Source organism: Pseudomonas sp. 18.1.10 (assembly GCF_024655625.1).
GTDB lineage: Bacteria > Pseudomonadota > Gammaproteobacteria > Pseudomonadales > Pseudomonadaceae > Aquipseudomonas.
Window position 1 is genome coordinate 19,857 of sequence record NZ_JANLGL010000040.1, and the last position, 18,695, is coordinate 38,551.

Consider the following 18,695-nt stretch of genomic DNA (forward strand, 5'->3'; position numbering starts at 1 on the left):
GAGCAAAACATCAGCCTCGCGACTACAGCTCGCCGAGCGCTTCCCGCGCCTCGTAAGCCAGGCGAACCGGGGCGAACGAACGACGATGGATGGGTGTGGGGCCGAGGCGCGCCAGGGCTTCCAGATGAACGGGCGTCGGGTAGCCTTTGTGCCCGCCAATCCCGTAACCCGGGTAGACCAATTCGAAAGCAGCCATTTCACGATCGCGGCTGACTTTGGCCAGGATTGATGCGGCGGCAATCGCCGGTACCTTGCTATCACCCTTGACCACCGCCTCAGACGGCATCGCCAGCTTGGGGCAGCGGTTGCCGTCGATCATCGCCATTTTCGGGGTGATGTGCAGGCCTTCGACCGCGCGCTGCATGGCGAGCATGGTGGCGTGGAGGATGTTCAGCTCGTCGATTTCTTCGACTTCGGCCCGGGCAATGTGCCAGCTCAGGGCCTTTTCACAGATCTCATCAAAGAGCTTTTCGCGGCGGGCTTCGGTGAGTTTTTTCGAGTCATTGAGGCCGAGGATCGGGCGGTTCGGATCAAGGATCACCGCCGCCGTCACCACCGCACCGCACAGCGGGCCGCGACCCACTTCATCCACACCGGCCACCAGCTCGTGGGCTTCGGCCACCAGGCTGAAGTCCAGGCCCATTTGCGTCGTCATACTGTTTCCTGTTTTTGCCCGATCAAGGTCAGCACGGCATCCGCCGCCTGGTTCGACGCATCACGGCGCAGGACGCGATGAATGGCGTCAAAACCACGGGTCTGCTCTTCGCCGCCGTCGATCAGGGGTAATACGGTTTGCGCCAGGGCTTCGGGCGTTGCATCGTCCTGCAACAACTCCGGCACCAACAGGCGCTGGGCCAGCAGGTTGGGCAAGGAGATGTAGGGGCTTTTGACCATGCGCTTGAGAATCCAGAACGTCAGCGGCGCCAGGCGATAGGCCACGACCATCGGGCGCTTGTACAGCAGCGCTTCCAGGGTCGCGGTGCCCGAGGCGATCAGCACGGCATCACAGGCCGCCAGGGCCAGGTGCGATTGGCCGTCGAGCAGGGTCAACGGCAAGTTGCGACCTTCAAGCAAGGTTTCGATTTGTGCCCGGCGTTGTGGGCTGGCACATGGCAACACGAAACGGATGCCCGGCTTCAGGGCCATCAGCCGTTCGGCCGCATCGAAGAACAACGCACCCAACCGCCCGACTTCGCCGCCCCGGCTGCCCGGCATCAACGCCACCAGCGGACCGTCGGGCAAGCCCAGTTCAGCACGGGCCGCCGCGCGATCGGCTTCCAGCGGGATGGCATCGGCCAGGGTGTGGCCGACAAACCGCACCGGCACGCCCTTTTCTTCGTAGAACCTGGCCTCGAACGGCAGCAGGGTCAGCATCAGGTCGCAGCCTTCGCGGATCTTCAGCACGCGCTTCTGCCGCCACGCCCACACGGACGGGCTGACATAGTGCACGGTCTTGATCCCGGCCTGACGCAACTTGAGTTCGATATTGAGGGTGAAGTCCGGCGCGTCGATGCCAATAAAGACGTCAGGCTTTTCTTCGATCAGGGTCTGAATCAGCAGCTTGCGCCGAGCCAGCAGCTCACGCAGACGGCCCAGCACCTCCACCAAGCCCATGACCGACAAGCGCTCCATGGGAAAGTAGGACGTGAGGCCTTCGGCCTGCATCAGCGGGCCACCCACGCCGATAAATTCAACCGCAGGATGCTGGGCCTTGAGGGCCCGCATCAGGCCTGCGCCCAGGATGTCGCCGGAAGCTTCACCGGCGACCAGCGCAATACGCAGATTGGCCATGATTAGCGGGTGATGCCGCGGGTCGATGCCTGGATCGAGTCACGGAATATCGCAACTTCCGGGAACAACGCGGACGGCTCGGCCAGTTCGGTCAGGGCCTGGTCAACCGTCAAGCCCTGGCGGTAAACCACCTTGTAGGCACGGCGTAGGGCGTGAATGGCTTCTTCGCTGAAACCACGACGGCGCATGCCTTCGAAGTTCATGCTGCGGGCTTCGGCCGGGTTGCCGAACACAGTGACGAACGCCGGGACGTCCTTGCCGATGGCGGTGCCCATGCCGGAAAAGCTGTGGGCGCCGATGTGGCAGTACTGATGCACCAGGGTGAAACCGGACAAAATCGCCCAATCGTCAACGTGCACATGGCCGGCCAACGCGGTGTTGTTGACCAGGATGCAGTGGTTGCCGATCACGCTGTCGTGGCCGATGTGGGCATAGGCCATGACCAGGTTGTGATCACCCAGCGTGGTCTCGGCACGATCCTGCACGGTGCCACGGTGAATGGTCACGCCTTCTCGGATGATGTTGTGGTCACCGATTACCAGGCGTGTCTCTTCACCCTTGTACTTCATATCCGGGGTGTCTTCGCCTACCGAGGAAAACTGGTAGATGCGATTGTGTTTGCCAATGCGGGTCGGACCTTTGAGGATCACGTGTGGCCCGATGACAGTCCCCTCGCCGATTTCAACACCTGCGCCGATGATCGACCAAGGGCCGACCTCAACGTCGGCGGCCAGCACGGCCGACGGATCGATGATTGCGCGAGGGTCAATCAAACTCATAGTTTGCGTTCCGCACAGATGATCTCGGCAGAGCACACCGGCTTGCCATCCACCGAGGCCTGGCACTCAAACTTCCAGATCTGGCGTTTGCAGCTGATGAACTTGGCTTCCAGGATCAACTGGTCACCCGGGGTGACCGGATTGCGGAAACGCAACTTGTCGGAACCCACGAAATAGTAAAGCGTGCCGTCGGCAGGCTTGAGGTCGAGCATTTTGAAACCAAGGATACCGGCAGCCTGGGCCATCGCTTCAATGATCAACACGCCCGGCATGATTGGATGCGCGGGAAAGTGACCGTTGAAGAACGGTTCGTTGATGCTGACATTCTTGTAGGCACGAATGCGCTTTTCCTCGACATTGAGGTCCACTACACGGTCCACCAGCAGGAACGGGTAACGGTGAGGCAGGTATTCGCGAATCTCGTTGATGTCCATCATTTCGGGGGGAAGCCTGTAATAAAGATTGGGGGCGGACTAAAAGCACGCCCCGCTAGCAAATCAAGGAGGCAAGTCTAGCGGCTGTGCACACTTGATATGGAAATGGTATCAGCCTTCTGATGAAGCATTACCACCAGGGGTCACTTCACCAACACGCTTTTCCAGCTGTTTAAGACGTCGAGCCATGTCATCCAGATGCCTCAAGCGTGCTGCACTTTTGCGCCATTCAGCTGCGGGCTGCATGGCCGTACCGGAAGAATAGGCGCCAGGCTCGGTAATCGAGTGGGTCACCATGGTCATGCCGGTGATGAAGACGTTGTCGCAAATGTCGATGTGGCCTACCAACCCAACGCCACCGGCGAGCATGCAATGCTTGCCGATCTTGGTGCTGCCGGAGATACCGACGCAGGCGGCCATGGCGGTGTGATCGCCAATCTGTACGTTGTGGGCGATCTGGATCTGGTTGTCGAGCTTCACGCCATTACCGATCACGGTATCGGCCAAGGCCCCGCGATCGACAGCCGTGTTCACGCCTATTTCCACATCATCGCCGATCAACACACCACCGACCTGGGCGATCTTGTTCCAGATGCCTTTCGAGTTGGCAAAGCCAAAGCCTTCCCCACCGATCACAGCACCCGATTGAATCACTACACGCTCGCCAATACGCACATCGTGGTACAGGGTCACGCGGGGAGCCAGCCAACCACCGGCGCCGATTTCGCAGCGTGCACCGATAAAGCAATGGGCACCGACCGTGACACCAGCCGCAATGCGTGCACCGCTCTCGATCACCGCAAAGGCACCAATGCTGGCCGCAGGATCAACCTGGGCATCATCGGCGATGACTGCAGACGGATGGATCCCGGCGACAGCCTTGGGTTTCGGGTCGAACAGGTGCGACGCACGCGCGTAAGCCAGGTACGGGTCGGCCACCACCAGCGCATCCCCGGCAAACCCTTCGGCGTCAGCGGCTTTCAGCAACACGGCTGCGGCTTGGCTGTCGACGAGGTATTTACGGTACTGAGGATTTGCGAGGAAGCTCAACTGAGCTGGGCCAGCCTCCTGCAAGGTGGCTAGCCCAGTGATTTCCTTCTCCGGGGAGCCGCGCAAGTCGGCCCCCAGGAACTCGGCCAACTCGCCGAGTTTGATAGTCGCGGTCATGGCTTACTTCAGCTGGTTCATGCGCTCGATCACCTGACGGGTGATGTCGTATTGAGGCTTGACGTCGATCACGGCGCCGCGCTCGAACACCAGGTCAAAGGCACCTTTCTTGATGACTTCTTCCACGGCGCTGTCGAGTTTAGGCTTCAGCTGCTTGAGCATTTCACGGTCAGCAACAGCCTTGGCTTCGTTCAGTTCCTTGGACTGGAACTGGTAGTCACGGGCCTTTTGCTTGAATTCAAGCTCCAGACGCTCGCGCTCGCCTTGCTGCATCTTGTCGCCACCGGCTACCAGACGATCCTGGATGCCCTTGGCGCTGCTTTCCAGGGTCTTGAGCTTGGTCAGCTGCGGACCGAATTTCTTCTCGGCATCCACGGCGTACTTCTTGGCCGCATCGGATTCCAGCAGAGCCATCTGATAGTTCAGGACGGCGATTTTCATTTCGGCGAAGGCCGGGGTGGTTACCAGCACGGTGGCCAGCAGAACCAATTGAGTCAACTTACGCACGATGTACTCCTACAGAATCCGTTGTCGTTATCTTGGGTCAGACGCTTAGAACGTCTGGCCGAGGGAGAATTGGAAAATCTGGGTTTCAGCGTTATCCGGTTTCTTGATCGGCATGGCCAGAGCAAAGCTCAACGGGCCGAGCGCGGTCACCCAGGTCACACCTACACCGACGGAGCTTGCCAGGTTGCTGAGGCTCACGTCGTTGCACTGAGTCTGGGACTTGACGCCACTTGGGTTCCGGATCTGCTCGCACTTGGAATCGAACACGTTACCCACATCCCAGAATACCGAGGTACGCAGGGAGCGCTGATCCTTGACGAATGGCAGCGGGAACAGAATCTCAGCACCACCCTGAATCAACACGTTACCACCGAACGGCAGTGGGTCGTTGTCGGAGTCAGCCACAGTGCCTTGGTTACCGGTAATGCCCACACCACGACTTGGAGTACCACGCGGACCCAAGGTGCTGTCCTTGAAACCACGTACGGAGTTGAAGCCACCCGCATAGTAGTTCTCGTAGAACGGCAGACCATTGGTCGAACCATAACCATCGCCATAACCCAGCTCAGTGTGCAGGCGCATGGTGTAGTTGTCGCTCAATGGCTGGAACAGCTGGCCGCGGTAGTCAAGCTTGAAGAACGACAGGTCGCTGCCTGGCGTGGTGGCTTCCAGGGTCAGGCTCTGGGAGTGGCCACGGGTTGCCAGTACGCCTTTGTTCAAGGTGGACTCGGACCAGCCGGCCGACGCCTTGAAGTTCAGGAACTTGTCGCCTTCGGTACGTACGAAGTTGAAGATTTCGTCCACGGTGTACACACCGGTCTTGATCTCATCCTGTTGCGCCGTCAGGCCGAAGGTCAGACGTGAGGTCTCACTGATCGGGTAACCAATGTTCACGCCAGCACCCAGGCTGTCGATCGCATAGCTTGCAACGTCAACATCGAGGTCTTTGTAGTCGGTGGTGCGGTAGAAGGCGTTGTAGCCCAGGCTCACGCCATCAGCAGTCCAGTAGGGGTCGACATAACCGAAGTTATAGCGGCTCTGGTATTCGCTGCGGGTCAGGCCGATGGAAACCTTGTTACCGGTACCCAGGAAGTTGTTCTGGGTAATCGAGCCACCGAGGATCAGGCCGGCACTCTGTGCGAAGCCGACGCTGGCGGTGATCGAACCCGACGCTTGTTCTTCTACGGCGTAGTTCACGTCAACCTGGTCATCCACACCCGGTACGGCCGGGGTTTCGACGTTCACTTCCTTGAAGAAGCCCAGGCGCTCAAGACGGGTCTTGGACTGGTCGATCAGGTAGGTCGACGCCCAGCCACCTTCCATCTGGCGCATTTCACGACGCAGCACTTCGTCCGCAGACTTGGTGTTGCCGCGGAAGTTGATGCGGTTCACATAGGCACGCTTGCCTGGGTCGACGACAAAGGTGATGTCCACGGTGTGGTCATCATCGTGCGGAGTCGGCACGCCGTTGACGTTGGCAAAGGTATAGCCTTCGTTACCCAGGCGACGGGTAATCAGTTCGGAGGTGGTGGTCATCAGCTTGCGCGAGAACACCTGGTCCTTCTGCACCAGCAGCAGGGCCTTGACCTGATCTTCAGGAACCTTGAGGTCACCGCTGAGTTTCACGTCACGAACCTTGTACTTCTCGCCTTCGTTGACGTTGACGGTGATGTAGACGTGTTTCTTGTCCGGGGTGATGGACACCTGGGTGGAGGCAATATCCATGTTGATATAGCCACGGTCCAGGTAGTAGGAACGCAGGCGCTCCAGGTCACCGGAGAGTTTTTCACGGGCGTACTTGTCGTCGTTCTTGAAGAACGACAACCAGTTGGTGGTCTTCAGCTCGAACAGATCGATCAGGTCGTCATCAGCGAACTTGGTGTTGCCCACCACGTTGATGTGCTGAATGGCCGCCACGGTGCCTTCGTTGATGTTGACCTTGAGGCCGACACGGTTACGAGGCTGTGGGATCACTTCGGTTTCCACGGACGCCGAGTAGCGGCCCTGGGCAACGTACTGGCGTTGCAGTTCGTTACGCACACCTTCAAGGGTGGCGCGCTGGAAGATCTCGCCCTCGGCCAGGCCGGATTGCTTGAGACCCTTCATCAGGTCTTCAGTAGAGATCGCCTTGTTGCCTTCGATCTCGATACTGGCGACGGAAGGTCGCTCAACCACGGTGATGACCAGGACGTTGCCTTCGCGACCCAGTTGGATATCTTGAAAGAAACCGGTTTTGAACAGCGCACGAGTGGATTCCACCAGGCGACGATCATCAGCCTGTTCCCCGACGTTCAACGGCAGCGCACCAAAGACGCTACCCGCGGAAACCCGCTGGAGGCCGTTGACGCGAATATCGGAGATGGTGAAGGACTCGGCGTGAACTTCGGCGATCATCAATACGGTGAGAACCGCAGTTAGCAGCAGACGTTTCATGAAGTCCTTTCTTATTCCAACTGGCAATAAACAAACTGCCGCAAAATGCGGCAGATTCGCAATTCAGCGAAGCGTTACAGACGTCCCAGATCGTTGACCAGGGCTAACAACATCACCCCGACCACCAAACTGATACCGATCTGTATCCCCCAACCCTGCACCCGATCCGACAAGGGGCGACCACGCACCCACTCGACCAGATAAAACAACAGATGCCCCCCATCCAATACTGGAATGGGCAGCAAATTCAGAACACCCAGGCTAATACTCAGATAAGCCAGGAAATTCAGGAAATCTGCGACACCCGACTGGGCAGAAGCGCCCGCCACTTTAGCAATGGTTATCGGTCCACTCAAGTTTTTTACCGAGAGCTCGCCGAACAACATTTTCTTAAGGGATTCGAGGGTCAGTACACTCATGGTCCAGGTACGTTTCGCACCCTCGCCAATCGCCTCCAAAGGCCCGAAACTGACCTCGCGCAGCATGGACGGCGGCCACTCCGGACTCTTCACCCCGGCACCGAGATAACCCCCGGCCGCCTTGGCCTCCCCACGCAACGACAGGGTCACGGGGACGTCGATTTGAGCACCTTCGCGTTCGACTTTCAGCACAATTTTGGTATCAGGACGTACACGCACCAGGTCAACCACTTGCTGCCAGTCGCCCAGCGCCTGGCCGTCCAGGGCCAACAGGCGATCACCGGTCTTCAGGCCGGCAGCCTGGGCAGGACCTTTCGGATCCAGCTCGGCAAGCACTGGCGGCAGGCTCGGACGCCAGATACGAATGCCCAGCGACTTGATCGGATCAGGCTCATCGGCGCCCTGCAACCAGCGATCCAGCACCAGTTCACGCGGGGTCTCGGCAGTCGAATCCTGCTCACGCACCACTACCTTGACGGTACCGCTCTCGCCCAGGCGTCGCACCAACTGCAAGTTGACCGCGCCCCACCCAGTGGTCGGCTCGCCATCAATTGCAACAATTTCCTGTCCTGCGGCCAACCCGGCCTTGGCAGCGATGCTATCGGCTTCGACCGCGCCGATGACCGGGCGCACCTGCTCGCTGCCGAGCATGGCCAGGACCCAGAAAAAAAACATCGCCAACAGGAAGTTGGCGATCGGCCCGGCAGCAACGATGGCGATTCGCTGACGAACGGTCTTGCGATTGAAGGATTGGTCCAACTGATCGGCCGGCACTTCGCCTTCGCGCTCGTCGAGCATCTTGACGTAGCCACCCAACGGGATCGCCGCAATCACGAACTCGGTGCCTTGGCGGTCGTGCCAGCGCAGCAACGGCATGCCGAAACCGACGGAAAAGCGCAGTACCTTGACGCCGCAACGACGCGCGACCCAGAAGTGGCCGAATTCGTGGAAGGTAACCAGCACACCCAGAGCAACCAGGGTGCCGACAATCATGTAGAGCGCACTCATCTAATTTCTCCGCATTCCAATCCAGTGCCTGAAGGCTCAAGCGAGCCCGCAGGCTAACGCGCGTTGCGGTTCAACCATTGCTCGGCCAGGGCCCGGGCCTTTGCATCCGCCTCGAACACCGCCGCCAAATCATCGACCGCGACCACAGGCTCAAGGCCCAGGACGTCCTCGATGATACTCGCGATCTGCGGAAAGCGGATGCGCCCGTCGAGAAACGCCGCCACCGCCACTTCATTCGCCGCGTTGAGCATCGCCGGCGCACTGTTGCCCGCCTCTGCCGCTTGCCGCGCCAGGCGCAGGCAAGGAAACCGCTGCTCGTCCGGCGCTTCGAAATCCAGGCGGGCAATCGCAAACAGGTCCAACGGCGCCACGCCAGAATCGATCCGCTCAGGCCAGGCCAGGGCATTGGCGATCGGCGTGCGCATATCAGGGTTGCCCAATTGCGCCAAAACCGAACCATCCACGTAATCGACGAGGGAATGAATCACACTTTGGGGGTGAATCACCACCTCGACTTGGTCAGGCCGCGCATCAAACAGCCAGCACGCCTCGATCAACTCGAGGCCCTTGTTCATCATGCTCGCCGAATCCACGGAGATCTTGCGCCCCATGGACCAGTTTGGATGGGCACAGGCCTGGTCAGGCGATACGTGCTCCAACTCAGCCAATGGAGTCTGCCGAAACGGACCACCGGACGCCGTCAGAAGAATCCGGCGCACACCCACCTGGCTCAAGCCTCGGGCAAAATCACCGGGCATGCACTGGAAAATCGCATTGTGCTCGCTGTCGAGGGGCAGCAACACGGCGCCGCTCTTGCGCACCGCCTGCATAAAGAGGGTGCCGGACATCACCAGCGCCTCTTTATTGGCCAGCAAGATCTTCTTGCCAGCATCGACAGCCGCCAGGGTCGGGCGCAGGCCCGCAGCGCCGACAATGGCCGCCACGACGGTATCCACCTCGGCATCCGCCGAGACCTGGCACAAGCCCTCCTCGCCCACCAGCACTTGGGTCGCCAGGCCCGCTGCCCGCAGATCATCCTGCAAGCCTCGGGCAGCAGCGGCCTCAGGCACCACGGCAAAGCGTGGCGCATGGCGCACGCACAGGGCCAGCAACTCACTCAGGCGCGAGTAGCCGGTCAGGGCAAACACTTGATAGCGCTCAGGATGACGAGCAATCACATCCAGGGTGCTCAGGCCCACCGAGCCGGTAGCGCCGAGCACGGTAACTTGCTGCAAGCGGCTCATGACGCGATCATCCACAACAGCACGGCAAAGATCGGAATCGCGGCCGTCAGGCTGTCGATGCGGTCCAGCACGCCGCCGTGACCTGGCAGCAGGTTGCTGCTGTCCTTGATCCCGGCCTGGCGCTTGAACATGCTTTCGGTAAGGTCACCCACCACCGAGATAAATACGACAATGGCCGTGCCCAGCAAGCCGAGGAAAATCTCCTTCACCGACCAGTCGCGCACCACACCAACAACCAGCGTGATAGCCAACGTCAAAGCCAGGCCGCCATACACCCCCTCCCAGCTCTTGCCCGGGCTGACAGCCGGCGCCAGCTTGCGCTTGCCGAACGCCCGGCCGGAGAAGTAGGCACCGATATCAGCCCCCCACACCAGCACCATCACGGCCAGGATCAACTCGTTACCGATGGGGTAGCGCTTGATCTCCACCAGCCCTTGCCAAGCTGGCAACAGGATCAACAAGCCAATCACCAGCTTGCAGGCCACGCTGGACCACTGGCCGCTGGTACGCGGAAAGGTCAGCACCAGGAAGGTCGCCAACGCCCACCACAACACCGCCGCCCCCAGCACCCAGGGCGCGATGTCCGGCAGGATATACATCAGGAACAACAGAAGCGCCACGACAGCGGCGTACGCCACGCGCGGCAACTGGCTGGTGAAGCCCGCCAGGCGCGCCCACTCCCAAGCCCCGAGGGTCACCACCAGGCCGATAAACAGCGCAAAGCTGGAGCCGTCGAGCAGGAAAAACCCACACAGGGCAATCGGCAGCAGGATCAGTGCCGTGATGATTCGTTGTTTAAGCATTTAAACCCGGGCTCCAGCTTCGATCTGCTCACTTGTTTTACCAAAGCGACGCTGACGGGAAGCGAAATCAGCCAGCGCATTGCGCATGGCATCGTGTTTGAAGTCCGGCCAGAACAGGTCGGAGAAGTACAGCTCGGTGTAAGCCAGCTGCCACAACAGGAAGTTACTGATGCGGTGCTCGCCACCGGTGCGGATGCACAAGTCCGGCAACGGCAGATCACCGGTCACCAGGCAGGTTTGCAACAATTCGGGCGTGATGTCGTCCGGCCGCAGATGACCGGCCTGCACTTCGCGGGCGAGCCGCTGTGCCGCCTGGGCAATATCCCACTGGCCGCCGTAATTGGCTGCGATCTGCAACACAAAACGGTTGGCACCTGCGGTAATGGCCTCAGCCTCGCGCATGGCCGCCTGCAGCTCTGGATGGAACCGTGAACGGTCACCGATGATACGCAGGCTGATATTGTTGTCGTTGAGGCGCTTGGCCTCACGGCGCAATGCCCTGAAGAACAGATCCATCAGGGCGCTGACTTCTTCGGCAGGGCGTTGCCAGTTTTCGCTGGAGAAGGCAAAGAGGGTCAGTACTTCGACCTTGGCCTCGGCGCACACCTCAATCACAGCCCGCACCGCATCGACACCCGCTTTATGCCCGGCAACACCCGGCATAAAGCGTTTCTTCGCCCAGCGATTATTCCCATCCATGATGATCGCGACATGGCGCGGCACCACAGAGGGTACAGTCTGCTTGGTCTTTTCCATGAAGGCGTCCTGACCCCTTATACGGCCATCAGGTCCTTTTCTTTTTCTTCGGTGGCCTTGGTGATCTGGGCCTCGGCGTCTTTGGTCAGCTTGTCGATATCAGCGATGGCACGGCGCTCTTCGTCTTCGCTGATTTCCTTGTCCTTGACCAGCTTCTTCAGATCACCCAGCGCATCGCGACGGATGTTGCGAACAGCAACACGTGCGTCTTCAGCGGCACTGCGCGCCTGCTTGGTGAAGCCCTTGCGGGTTTCTTCAGTCAGGGCCGGCATGGAGATCAGCAACAACTCGCCCAGGTTGGTCGGGTTGAGGTTCAGCCCGGCACTCTGGATGGCCTTGTCGACCGCGGCGAGCATGTTGCGCTCAAAGGCTACGACTTGCAGGGTGCGCGAGTCTTTTACGGTGATGTTGGCGACTTGGGTGATGGAGGTGTCTGTGCCGTAGTACGGCACCATCACGCTACCCAGGATGCTTGGGTGGGCCTTGCCTGTACGGATCTGACCAAATGCATGGTTCAGGGAGTCCAGGGATTTCTGCATACGCTCTTGAGCGTCTTTCTTGATTTCGTTGATCATTGTTGGCCTTCCTCGATCAGAGTCCCTTCAGCGCCGCCGTGTACGATATTCAGCAGGGCGCCGGGTTTGTTCATGTTAAATACGCGCAGCGGCATCTTGTGGTCGCGGCACAGGCAGATTGCCGTCAGGTCCATCACACCCAGCTTGCGATCCAGCACTTCATCGTAGGTCAGATGATCGAACTTCTCGGCATGCGGGTCTTTGAATGGGTCTGCAGTGTATACGCCGTCGACCTTGGTCGCCTTGAGCACGACGTCCGCATCGATTTCGATCGCGCGCAGGCACGCAGCCGAATCGGTGGTGAAGAACGGGTTACCCGTGCCGGCAGCGAAGATCACCACTTCTTTCGAATTCAGGTGGCGCATGGCTTTGCGACGATCATAGTGATCGGTCACGCCGACCATGGAAATAGCCGACATCACGATAGCCGAGATATTGGCACGCTCCAGGGCGTCACGCATGGCCAGGGCGTTCATCACAGTGGCCAGCATGCCCATATGGTCGCCAGTCACCCGATCCATACCGGCCGCACTCAGTGCCGCGCCGCGGAACAGGTTACCGCCACCAATCACCAGGCCGACCTGCACGCCGATGCCGACCAGTTGGCCGACTTCCAGCGCCATGCGGTCGAGCACCTTGGGATCGATCCCGAACTCTTCCGAGCCCATCAGGGCCTCGCCGCTAAGCTTGAGTAGAATGCGTTTATAGCGAGCCTGATAACCACTGCCCTGCTGAGCCATTGCGAATCTCTCCTGCGGCGTATTTTAAAAATTCTTGGCGAGCCGTTTACGGCTTGCGTTCACTCTAGCTGGACGCTCTCACAGCGCCATCGGAACACGGCTTTGTAAGCCAGTTCCGAAGGGAATCCAAATAAAATTGACCTTCCCATTTGAAAAGAGGCTGCGCGCGTGAGCGGGCAGCCTCTTTCGGGCGACAGTTGAAAACTGTCTTATTGCTTGGCGGCAGCCAGCTGGGCAGCAACTTCTTCAGCGAAGTTGTCGACCGGCTTCTCGATGCCTTCGCCTACTTTGAAGTAAGTGAAGGAAACGATTTCAGCACCGGCTTTCTTAGCCAGTTCGCCAACCTTGATTTCAGGGTTCTTGACGAACGCCTGCTCAACCAGGCTTGCTTCAGCCAGGAACTTGCTGATACGGCCTTTGACCATGTTCTCAACAATATTTTCTGGCTTGCCTTTGATTTTTTCTTCGTTCAGCTGCAGGAACACAGCTTTTTCACGCTCGATCGCTTCGGCAGAAACTTCCGAAGGCAGCAGGAACTCAGGGTTGCTGGCCGCTACGTGCATAGCGATGTCTTTGGCCAGTTCAACGTTGCCGCCTTTCAGGACAACTGCAACACCGATCTTGTTGCCGTGCAGGTAACCACCCACAACATCACCTTCAACGCGAACCAGGCGACGGATGTTGACGTTTTCGCCAACCTTGCCGACCAGTACCAGGCGAGCAGCTTCTTGAGCTTCGATCAGAGGCTCAACGGTAGTCAGCTTGTCAGCGAATGCTTTTTCAACGCTGGCAGCTACGAACGCCTTGAAGTCGTCCTGCAGAGCCAGGAAGTCGGTCTGCGAGTTCACTTCCAGCAGAACAGCGGATTTGCCGTCTTCTTTCAGAGCGATCGCGCCTTCAGCAGCTACGTTGCCTGCTTTCTTGGCAGCCTTGATGGCGCCGGAAGCACGCATGTCATCAATGGCTTTTTCGATGTCGCCGTCAGCCTTTTCCAGGGCTTTCTTGCAATCCATCATGCCTTCGCCGGTACGCTCACGCAGTTCTTTAACCAACGCTGCAGTAATTGCTGCCATTTTCAAATTCCTCTTGGATAGGTTTTCAACCATTCCACCCGATCGAACGGGGGATCAATTCTTCCCGAATCACCCTTGTAGGCCGCTGCACGTTACAGGTGTTGTAGCTGCGCTGCCGACAAATGGTTTTCGAGGTGGCAAAAAGGGGGCCAAGCCCCCTTTTTGCTTACTGAGTCAACGCCAGGGCGCTATTACTCAGCGGCTGCTACCGGAGCTTCTTCAACGAACTGCTCGGTACCGCCAGCAACGTGGTTGCGACCACGGATTACAGCGTCAGCCATCGAACCCATGTACAGCTGGATAGCGCGGATTGCGTCATCGTTGCCTGGGATGATGTAGTCAACGCCTTCTGGGCTGCTGTTGGTATCGACTACGCCGATAACAGGGATGCCCAGCTTGTTGGCTTCGGTGATCGCGATGCGCTCGTGATCAACGTCGATAACGAACAGTGCGTCAGGCAGACCGCCCATGTCCTTGATACCACCCAGGGAACGATCGAGCTTTTCCAGGTCACGGGAGCGCATCAGCGCTTCTTTCTTGGTCAGCTTGGCGAAAGTACCGTCTTCGGCTTGCACTTCAAGGTCACGCAGACGCTTGATGGAAGCACGGATGGTTTTGAAGTTGGTCAGCATGCCGCCCAACCAGCGGTGATCGACGTACGGCGAACCGCAACGTGCTGCTTCTTCAGCAACGATCTTGCCAGCGGAACGCTTGGTGCCGACGAACAGAATCTTGTTTTTGCCCTGGGCCAGGCGCTCTACGAAAGTCAGAGCTTCGTTGAACATTGGCAGGGTTTTTTCAAGGTTGATGATGTGGATCTTGTTACGTGCGCCGAAAATGTATTTACCCATTTTCGGGTTCCAGTAACGGGTCTGGTGACCGAAGTGCACACCGGCCTTCAGCATATCGCGCATGTTGACTTGGGACATGATAGTTCCTTAATAAGTCGGGTTTGGCCTCCACGTATCCCAATGACCAACCAGCGGCATCAAGGCCTCCGGCACCCAGGTCATCGTGTCGACACGTGTGTGGATTTAAGCTTCACGGGGTATCCCCGGAAAGCGGCGCATTTTATACCACAGCATCCGCAAAAACGAAACCCGCAATCGCATTTGCCGCCCACCGCATTTACGCAACCCCTTGAATAGAGCCAACATCACCCTACCTTATAGAGAGAAGCGATCGTCGGGGGCTCATGATTTGCCGCCCACGTCTGTTAGAATCGCGTTTTTTGGGGCTTGTGCGAATTCTGTAACCTTTTGTCGCACGCCCGTGAACCGTATTGATTTCAGCGCGTCGCGCTAGAGAGAGCCTGTATGACCGTTAGTTTGAAGACCGCCAAAGACATTGCTGGCATGCGCATCGCCGGCAAACTGGCTGCCGACGTGCTGGAAATGATTGCCGAGCACGTCAAGCCCGGCGTCACCACCGAAACCCTCAACCAGATCTGCCACGACTATATAGTCAACGTGCAGGGCGCCATTCCTGCGCCGCTGAACTACAAGGGCTTCCCCAAGTCGATCTGCACCTCGGTCAACCACGTTGTCTGCCACGGGATTCCGGGCGACAAGCCGTTGAAGGACGGCGACACCCTGAACATCGACGTCACCGTGATTAAGGACCGCTACTTCGGCGACACCAGCCGCATGTTCCACGTCGGCACCGTGCCGGTCTGGGCCGAGCGCCTGTCCCAGGTGACCCAGGAATGCATGTACAAGGCCATCGAAATCGTCAAGCCTGGCTGCCGCCTCGGCGACATCGGTGAAGTGATCCAGAAGCATGCGGAAAAGAACGGCTTCTCCGTCGTCCGCGAATTCTGCGGCCACGGTATCGGCACCGTGTTCCACGAAGAACCGCAGATCCTGCACTACGGCCGCGCCGGCACCGGCATGGAGCTGAAAGCCGGCATGACCTTCACCATCGAGCCGATGATTAACCAGGGCAAGGCCGACACCAAGGTGCTGGGCGACGGCTGGACCGCCATCACCAAGGACCGCAAGCTCTCGGCCCAGTGGGAACACACCCTGCTGGTCACCGAAACCGGCTACGAGATTTTCACCCTGCGCGCCGACGACACGATTCCACGCGTTTCGGCTGCCGTTTAGGTGTAAGCAGGTTGCTTCAGGTTTTCCCGCGACATGTAGTGACTGACTGAATAGATAGAAAGGAAAACCGATCGATGCCCCAGGTGGATCCCGAACTCTTCGACCGTGGCCAGTTCCAGGCCGAACTGGCCCTGAAGGCGAGCCCCATCGCCGCCTTCAAGAAGGCGATCCGCCAGGCCCGCGAGGTGCTCGATGAGCGCTTTCGCAGCGGCCGCGACATCCGCCGGCTGATCGAGGACCGCGCCTGGTTCGTCGATAACATCCTGCAAAAGGCCTGGGAACAGTTCAACTGGAGCGAAGACGCCGATATCGCCCTGGTGGCCGTCGGCGGCTACGGCCGTGGCGAACTGCACCCCTACTCCGACATCGACCTGCTGATCCTGCTGGACAGCGCCGATCATGAGATCTTTCGCGATTCCATCGAGCGCTTTCTCACCTTGCTGTGGGACATCGGCCTGGAAGTCGGCCAGAGCGTACGCTCGGTGGACGAATGCGCCGAAGAAGCCCGCGCTGACCTCACCGTCATCACCAACCTGATGGAAAGCCGCACCATCGCCGGCCCCGAGCGCCTGCGCCAGCGCATGCTCGAAGTCACCAGCACCGCGCACATGTGGCCGAGCAAGGACTTCTTCCTGGCCAAGCGTGCCGAGCAGAAGGCCCGCCATCACAAGTACAACGACACCGAATACAACCTGGAACCCAACGTCAAAGGCTCGCCCGGTGGACTGCGGGATATCCAGACGATCTTGTGGGTAGCCCGTCGCCAGTACGGCACCCTGAACCTGCGCGCCCTGGCCGGCGAAGGCTTCCTGGTGGAAAGCGAAAACGCCCTGCTGGCCTCCTCCCAGGAGTTCATCTGGAAAGTGCGCTACGCCCTGCACATGCTCGCCGGACGCGCCGAAGACCGCCTGCTGTTCGACCATCAACGCTCCATCGCCACCCTGCTGGGTTTTGAAGGCGAAGATGCGAAAACCAGCATCGAAAGCTTCATGCAGCAGTACTACCGGGTGGTCATGAGCATTGCCCAGCTCAGCGACCTGATTATCCAGCACTTCGAAGAAGTGATCCTGGCCCCCGAAGACGAAGCGCCGCCGCAACCGATCAACGCGCGTTTCCAGCTGCACGACGGCTACATCGAAGCGCGCAACGACAACGTGTTCCGCCGCACGCCATTCGCCATGCTGGAAATCTTCGTGCTGATGGCCCAGCAGCCGGAAATCAAAGGCGTGCGCGCCGACACCATCCGGCTGCTGCGGGAAAACCGTCACCTGATCGACGATGAGTTCCGCAACGACATCCGCAACACCAGCCTGTTTATCGAGCTGTTCAAGTGCAAGATCGGCATCCACCGCAACCTGCGCCGGATGAACCGCTACGGCATCCTCGGGCGCTACCTGCCGGAATTCGGCTTTATCGTCGGGCAGATGCAGCACGACCTGTTCCACATCTACACCGTGGACGCCCACACCCTGAACCTGATTAAGCACCTGCGTAAGTTGCAGTACACCCAGGTGTCGGAGAAATTCCCGCTGGCCAGCAAGCTCATGGCCAAGCTGCCCAAGCCCGAACTGATCTACCTGGCCGGCCTGTACCACGACATCGGCAAGGGCCGGCATGGCGATCACTCGGAAGTCGGTGCCGTCGATGCCGAGGCGTTCTGCCAGCGCCACCAGCTGCCGTTGTGGGACAGCCGCCTGATCGTCTGGCTGGTGCAGAACCACCTGGTGATGTCCACCACCGCCCAGCGCAAGGACTTGTCCGACCCGCAGGTGATCCACGATTTCGCAGGCATAGTCGGCGACGAAACCCGCCTCGACTACCTGTATGTGCTGACCGTCTCCGACATCAACGCCACCAACCCCACGCTGTGGAACTCGTGGCGCGCCAGCCTGCTGCGCCAGCTCTACACCGAGACCAAGCGCGCCCTGCGCCGTGGCCTGGAAAACCCGGTGGACCGCGAAGAACAGATCCGCCGCACCCAAAGCGCCGCCCTGGATATCCTCGTGCGCGGCGGCAACGACCCGGACGACGTCGAACAACTGTGGTCGCAACTGGGTGACGATTATTTCCTGCGCCACACCGCCGGCGATGTCGCCTGGCACAGCGACGCGATCCTGCAACAACCCGCCGATGGCGGCCCGCTGGTACTGATAAAAGAGACCACCCAGCGCGAATTCGAGGGCGGCACGCAGATCTTCATCTATGCGCCCGACCAGCACGACTTCTTCGCCGTGACCGTGGCGGCCATGGACCAGCTCAACCTGAACATCCACGACGCCCGGGTCATCACCTCCAGCAGCCAGTTCACCCTCGACACCTATATCGTGCTCGACACCGAAGGCGAGTCGATTGGCGACAACCCGGCGCGGGTGAAGAAGATCCGCGAGGGCCTGACCGAGGCCCTGCGCAACCCTGACGACTACCCGACCATCATCCAGCGCCGGGTGCCGCGCCAGCTCAAACACTTTGCGTTTGCGCCGCAGGTGACCATCTCCAACGACGCCCAGCGCCCGGTTACGGTACTGGAACTCAGCGCGCCGGATCGCCCGGGCCTGCTGGCGCGCATCGGCGGGATCTTCCTGGAATTCGACCTGTCGTTGCAGAACGCCAAGATTGCGACCCTCGGCGAGCGCGTCGAAGACGTGTTCTTCATCACCGACGCCGACAACCAGCCGCTGTCCGACCCCGAGCTATGCCTGCGCTTGCAGGAAGCCATCGTCCAGCAGTTGAGCGTGACCCAGGAACCCGGCGTCGAACTGACACGCCTGACCATATGAACACCCGGTTTCACTGTGTGAGCGGGCTTGTGTGGGAGCGGGCTTGCTCGCGAATGCGGTGTGTCAGCCCCCTATCAGCTGACT

General features: G+C 59.4%; 17 protein-coding genes. 2 read left to right on the forward strand and 15 right to left on the reverse strand.

Annotation, left to right across the window (positions count from 1 at the left end; all coding sequences use genetic code 11):
• Positions 1 to 22: 22 nt before the first annotated feature.
• From rnhB to rpsB, 15 genes are all read right to left on the reverse strand, one after another.
• Positions 23 to 655: a ribonuclease HII gene (rnhB, locus tag NUV89_RS09815; RefSeq protein ID WP_257781120.1), complete on the reverse strand. Its 633-nt coding sequence runs from the start codon at positions 653 to 655 to the stop codon at positions 23 to 25.
• Positions 652 to 1,791, reverse strand: a complete 1,140-nt coding sequence (gene lpxB, locus NUV89_RS09820) for a lipid-A-disaccharide synthase (protein WP_257781121.1) — start codon at positions 1,789 to 1,791, stop codon at positions 652 to 654. The genes rnhB and lpxB overlap by 4 nt, the downstream gene beginning before the upstream one ends.
• A gap of 2 nt (positions 1,792 to 1,793) precedes the next feature.
• Positions 1,794 to 2,570, reverse strand: coding sequence for an acyl-ACP--UDP-N-acetylglucosamine O-acyltransferase (lpxA, locus tag NUV89_RS09825; protein WP_124526026.1), 777 nt, complete (start codon positions 2,568 to 2,570; stop codon positions 1,794 to 1,796).
• Positions 2,567 to 3,007 carry a 3-hydroxyacyl-ACP dehydratase FabZ gene (gene fabZ / locus NUV89_RS09830; protein ID WP_003172281.1) on the reverse strand — a complete coding sequence of 147 codons (441 nt, stop codon included), beginning with the start codon at positions 3,005 to 3,007 and terminating at the stop codon, positions 2,567 to 2,569. The genes lpxA and fabZ overlap by 4 nt, the downstream gene beginning before the upstream one ends.
• Positions 3,008 to 3,115: 108 nt before the next feature.
• On the reverse strand, positions 3,116 to 4,171 hold the full coding sequence (gene lpxD, locus NUV89_RS09835; RefSeq protein ID WP_257781122.1) for a UDP-3-O-(3-hydroxymyristoyl)glucosamine N-acyltransferase: 1,056 nt from the start codon (positions 4,169 to 4,171) through the stop codon (positions 3,116 to 3,118).
• A gap of 3 nt (positions 4,172 to 4,174) precedes the next feature.
• Positions 4,175 to 4,678: an OmpH family outer membrane protein gene (locus NUV89_RS09840; RefSeq protein WP_003172279.1), complete on the reverse strand. Its 504-nt coding sequence runs from the start codon at positions 4,676 to 4,678 to the stop codon at positions 4,175 to 4,177.
• A 45-nt stretch (positions 4,679 to 4,723) separates the two neighbouring features.
• Positions 4,724 to 7,111: an outer membrane protein assembly factor BamA gene (gene bamA, locus NUV89_RS09845; protein WP_257781123.1), complete on the reverse strand. Its 2,388-nt coding sequence runs from the start codon at positions 7,109 to 7,111 to the stop codon at positions 4,724 to 4,726.
• 74 nt (positions 7,112 to 7,185) lie between these two features.
• Positions 7,186 to 8,538 (reverse strand): sigma E protease regulator RseP, encoded by a 1,353-nt coding sequence (rseP, locus tag NUV89_RS09850; protein ID WP_017739114.1) that lies wholly within the window; start codon positions 8,536 to 8,538, stop codon positions 7,186 to 7,188.
• A 53-nt stretch (positions 8,539 to 8,591) separates the two neighbouring features.
• Positions 8,592 to 9,782 carry a 1-deoxy-D-xylulose-5-phosphate reductoisomerase gene (gene ispC, locus NUV89_RS09855; protein ID WP_257781124.1) on the reverse strand — a complete coding sequence of 397 codons (1,191 nt, stop codon included), beginning with the start codon at positions 9,780 to 9,782 and terminating at the stop codon, positions 8,592 to 8,594.
• Positions 9,779 to 10,585: a phosphatidate cytidylyltransferase gene (locus NUV89_RS09860; RefSeq protein WP_257781125.1), complete on the reverse strand. Its 807-nt coding sequence runs from the start codon at positions 10,583 to 10,585 to the stop codon at positions 9,779 to 9,781. The genes ispC and NUV89_RS09860 overlap by 4 nt, the downstream gene beginning before the upstream one ends.
• Positions 10,586 to 11,341 (reverse strand): polyprenyl diphosphate synthase, encoded by a 756-nt coding sequence (uppS, locus tag NUV89_RS09865; RefSeq protein WP_257781126.1) that lies wholly within the window; start codon positions 11,339 to 11,341, stop codon positions 10,586 to 10,588. It lies immediately after the preceding gene.
• Between the two features lie 17 nt (positions 11,342 to 11,358).
• Positions 11,359 to 11,916: a ribosome recycling factor gene (gene frr / locus NUV89_RS09870; protein ID WP_257781127.1), complete on the reverse strand. Its 558-nt coding sequence runs from the start codon at positions 11,914 to 11,916 to the stop codon at positions 11,359 to 11,361.
• A complete protein-coding gene (pyrH, locus tag NUV89_RS09875; RefSeq protein ID WP_003189161.1) occupies positions 11,913 to 12,656 on the reverse strand; it encodes a UMP kinase in 744 nt (247 codons plus the stop codon). The genes frr and pyrH overlap by 4 nt, the downstream gene beginning before the upstream one ends.
• 209 nt (positions 12,657 to 12,865) lie before the next feature.
• Positions 12,866 to 13,729 (reverse strand): translation elongation factor Ts, encoded by an 864-nt coding sequence (tsf, locus tag NUV89_RS09880; RefSeq protein ID WP_017739118.1) that lies wholly within the window; start codon positions 13,727 to 13,729, stop codon positions 12,866 to 12,868.
• A gap of 191 nt (positions 13,730 to 13,920) precedes the next feature.
• Positions 13,921 to 14,658: a 30S ribosomal protein S2 gene (gene rpsB / locus NUV89_RS09885; RefSeq protein WP_003189158.1), complete on the reverse strand. Its 738-nt coding sequence runs from the start codon at positions 14,656 to 14,658 to the stop codon at positions 13,921 to 13,923.
• Between the two features lie 387 nt (positions 14,659 to 15,045).
• Here rpsB and map point away from each other — a divergent pair, with 387 nt between their 5' ends.
• Positions 15,046 to 15,834 carry a type I methionyl aminopeptidase gene (map, locus tag NUV89_RS09890; protein ID WP_257781128.1) on the forward strand — a complete coding sequence of 263 codons (789 nt, stop codon included), beginning with the start codon at positions 15,046 to 15,048 and terminating at the stop codon, positions 15,832 to 15,834.
• A 74-nt stretch (positions 15,835 to 15,908) separates the two neighbouring features.
• Positions 15,909 to 18,611 carry a [protein-PII] uridylyltransferase gene (locus tag NUV89_RS09895; RefSeq protein ID WP_257781129.1) on the forward strand — a complete coding sequence of 901 codons (2,703 nt, stop codon included), beginning with the start codon at positions 15,909 to 15,911 and terminating at the stop codon, positions 18,609 to 18,611.
• Positions 18,612 to 18,695: the final 84 nt, after the last annotated feature.

What these genes read in the sequence shown, in the direction of transcription:
- lpxB (WP_257781121.1), bottom strand. Translation starts at nt 1,791, where the DNA reads ATGGCCAATCTGCGTATTGCGCTGGTCGCCGGTGAAGCTTCCGGCGAC.
- pyrH (WP_003189161.1), bottom strand. Translation starts at nt 12,656, where the DNA reads ATGGCTCAGCAGGGCAGTGGTTATCAGGCTCGCTATAAACGCATTCTA.
- lpxA (WP_124526026.1), bottom strand. Translation starts at nt 2,570, where the DNA reads ATGAGTTTGATTGACCCTCGCGCAATCATCGATCCGTCGGCCGTGCTG.
- frr (WP_257781127.1), bottom strand. Translation starts at nt 11,916, where the DNA reads ATGATCAACGAAATCAAGAAAGACGCTCAAGAGCGTATGCAGAAATCC.
- uppS (WP_257781126.1), bottom strand. Translation starts at nt 11,341, where the DNA reads ATGGAAAAGACCAAGCAGACTGTACCCTCTGTGGTGCCGCGCCATGTC.
- lpxD (WP_257781122.1), bottom strand. Translation starts at nt 4,171, where the DNA reads ATGACCGCGACTATCAAACTCGGCGAGTTGGCCGAGTTCCTGGGGGCC.
- rpsB (WP_003189158.1), bottom strand. Translation starts at nt 14,658, where the DNA reads ATGTCCCAAGTCAACATGCGCGATATGCTGAAGGCCGGTGTGCACTTC.
- rseP (WP_017739114.1), bottom strand. Translation starts at nt 8,538, where the DNA reads ATGAGTGCGCTCTACATGATTGTCGGCACCCTGGTTGCTCTGGGTGTG.
- ispC (WP_257781124.1), bottom strand. Translation starts at nt 9,782, where the DNA reads ATGAGCCGCTTGCAGCAAGTTACCGTGCTCGGCGCTACCGGCTCGGTG.
- bamA (WP_257781123.1), bottom strand. Translation starts at nt 7,111, where the DNA reads ATGAAACGTCTGCTGCTAACTGCGGTTCTCACCGTATTGATGATCGCC.
- tsf (WP_017739118.1), bottom strand. Translation starts at nt 13,729, where the DNA reads ATGGCAGCAATTACTGCAGCGTTGGTTAAAGAACTGCGTGAGCGTACC.
- NUV89_RS09860 (WP_257781125.1), bottom strand. Translation starts at nt 10,585, where the DNA reads ATGCTTAAACAACGAATCATCACGGCACTGATCCTGCTGCCGATTGCC.
- NUV89_RS09895 (WP_257781129.1), top strand. Translation starts at nt 15,909, where the DNA reads ATGCCCCAGGTGGATCCCGAACTCTTCGACCGTGGCCAGTTCCAGGCC.
- fabZ (WP_003172281.1), bottom strand. Translation starts at nt 3,007, where the DNA reads ATGATGGACATCAACGAGATTCGCGAATACCTGCCTCACCGTTACCCG.
- map (WP_257781128.1), top strand. Translation starts at nt 15,046, where the DNA reads ATGACCGTTAGTTTGAAGACCGCCAAAGACATTGCTGGCATGCGCATC.
- rnhB (WP_257781120.1), bottom strand. Translation starts at nt 655, where the DNA reads ATGACGACGCAAATGGGCCTGGACTTCAGCCTGGTGGCCGAAGCCCAC.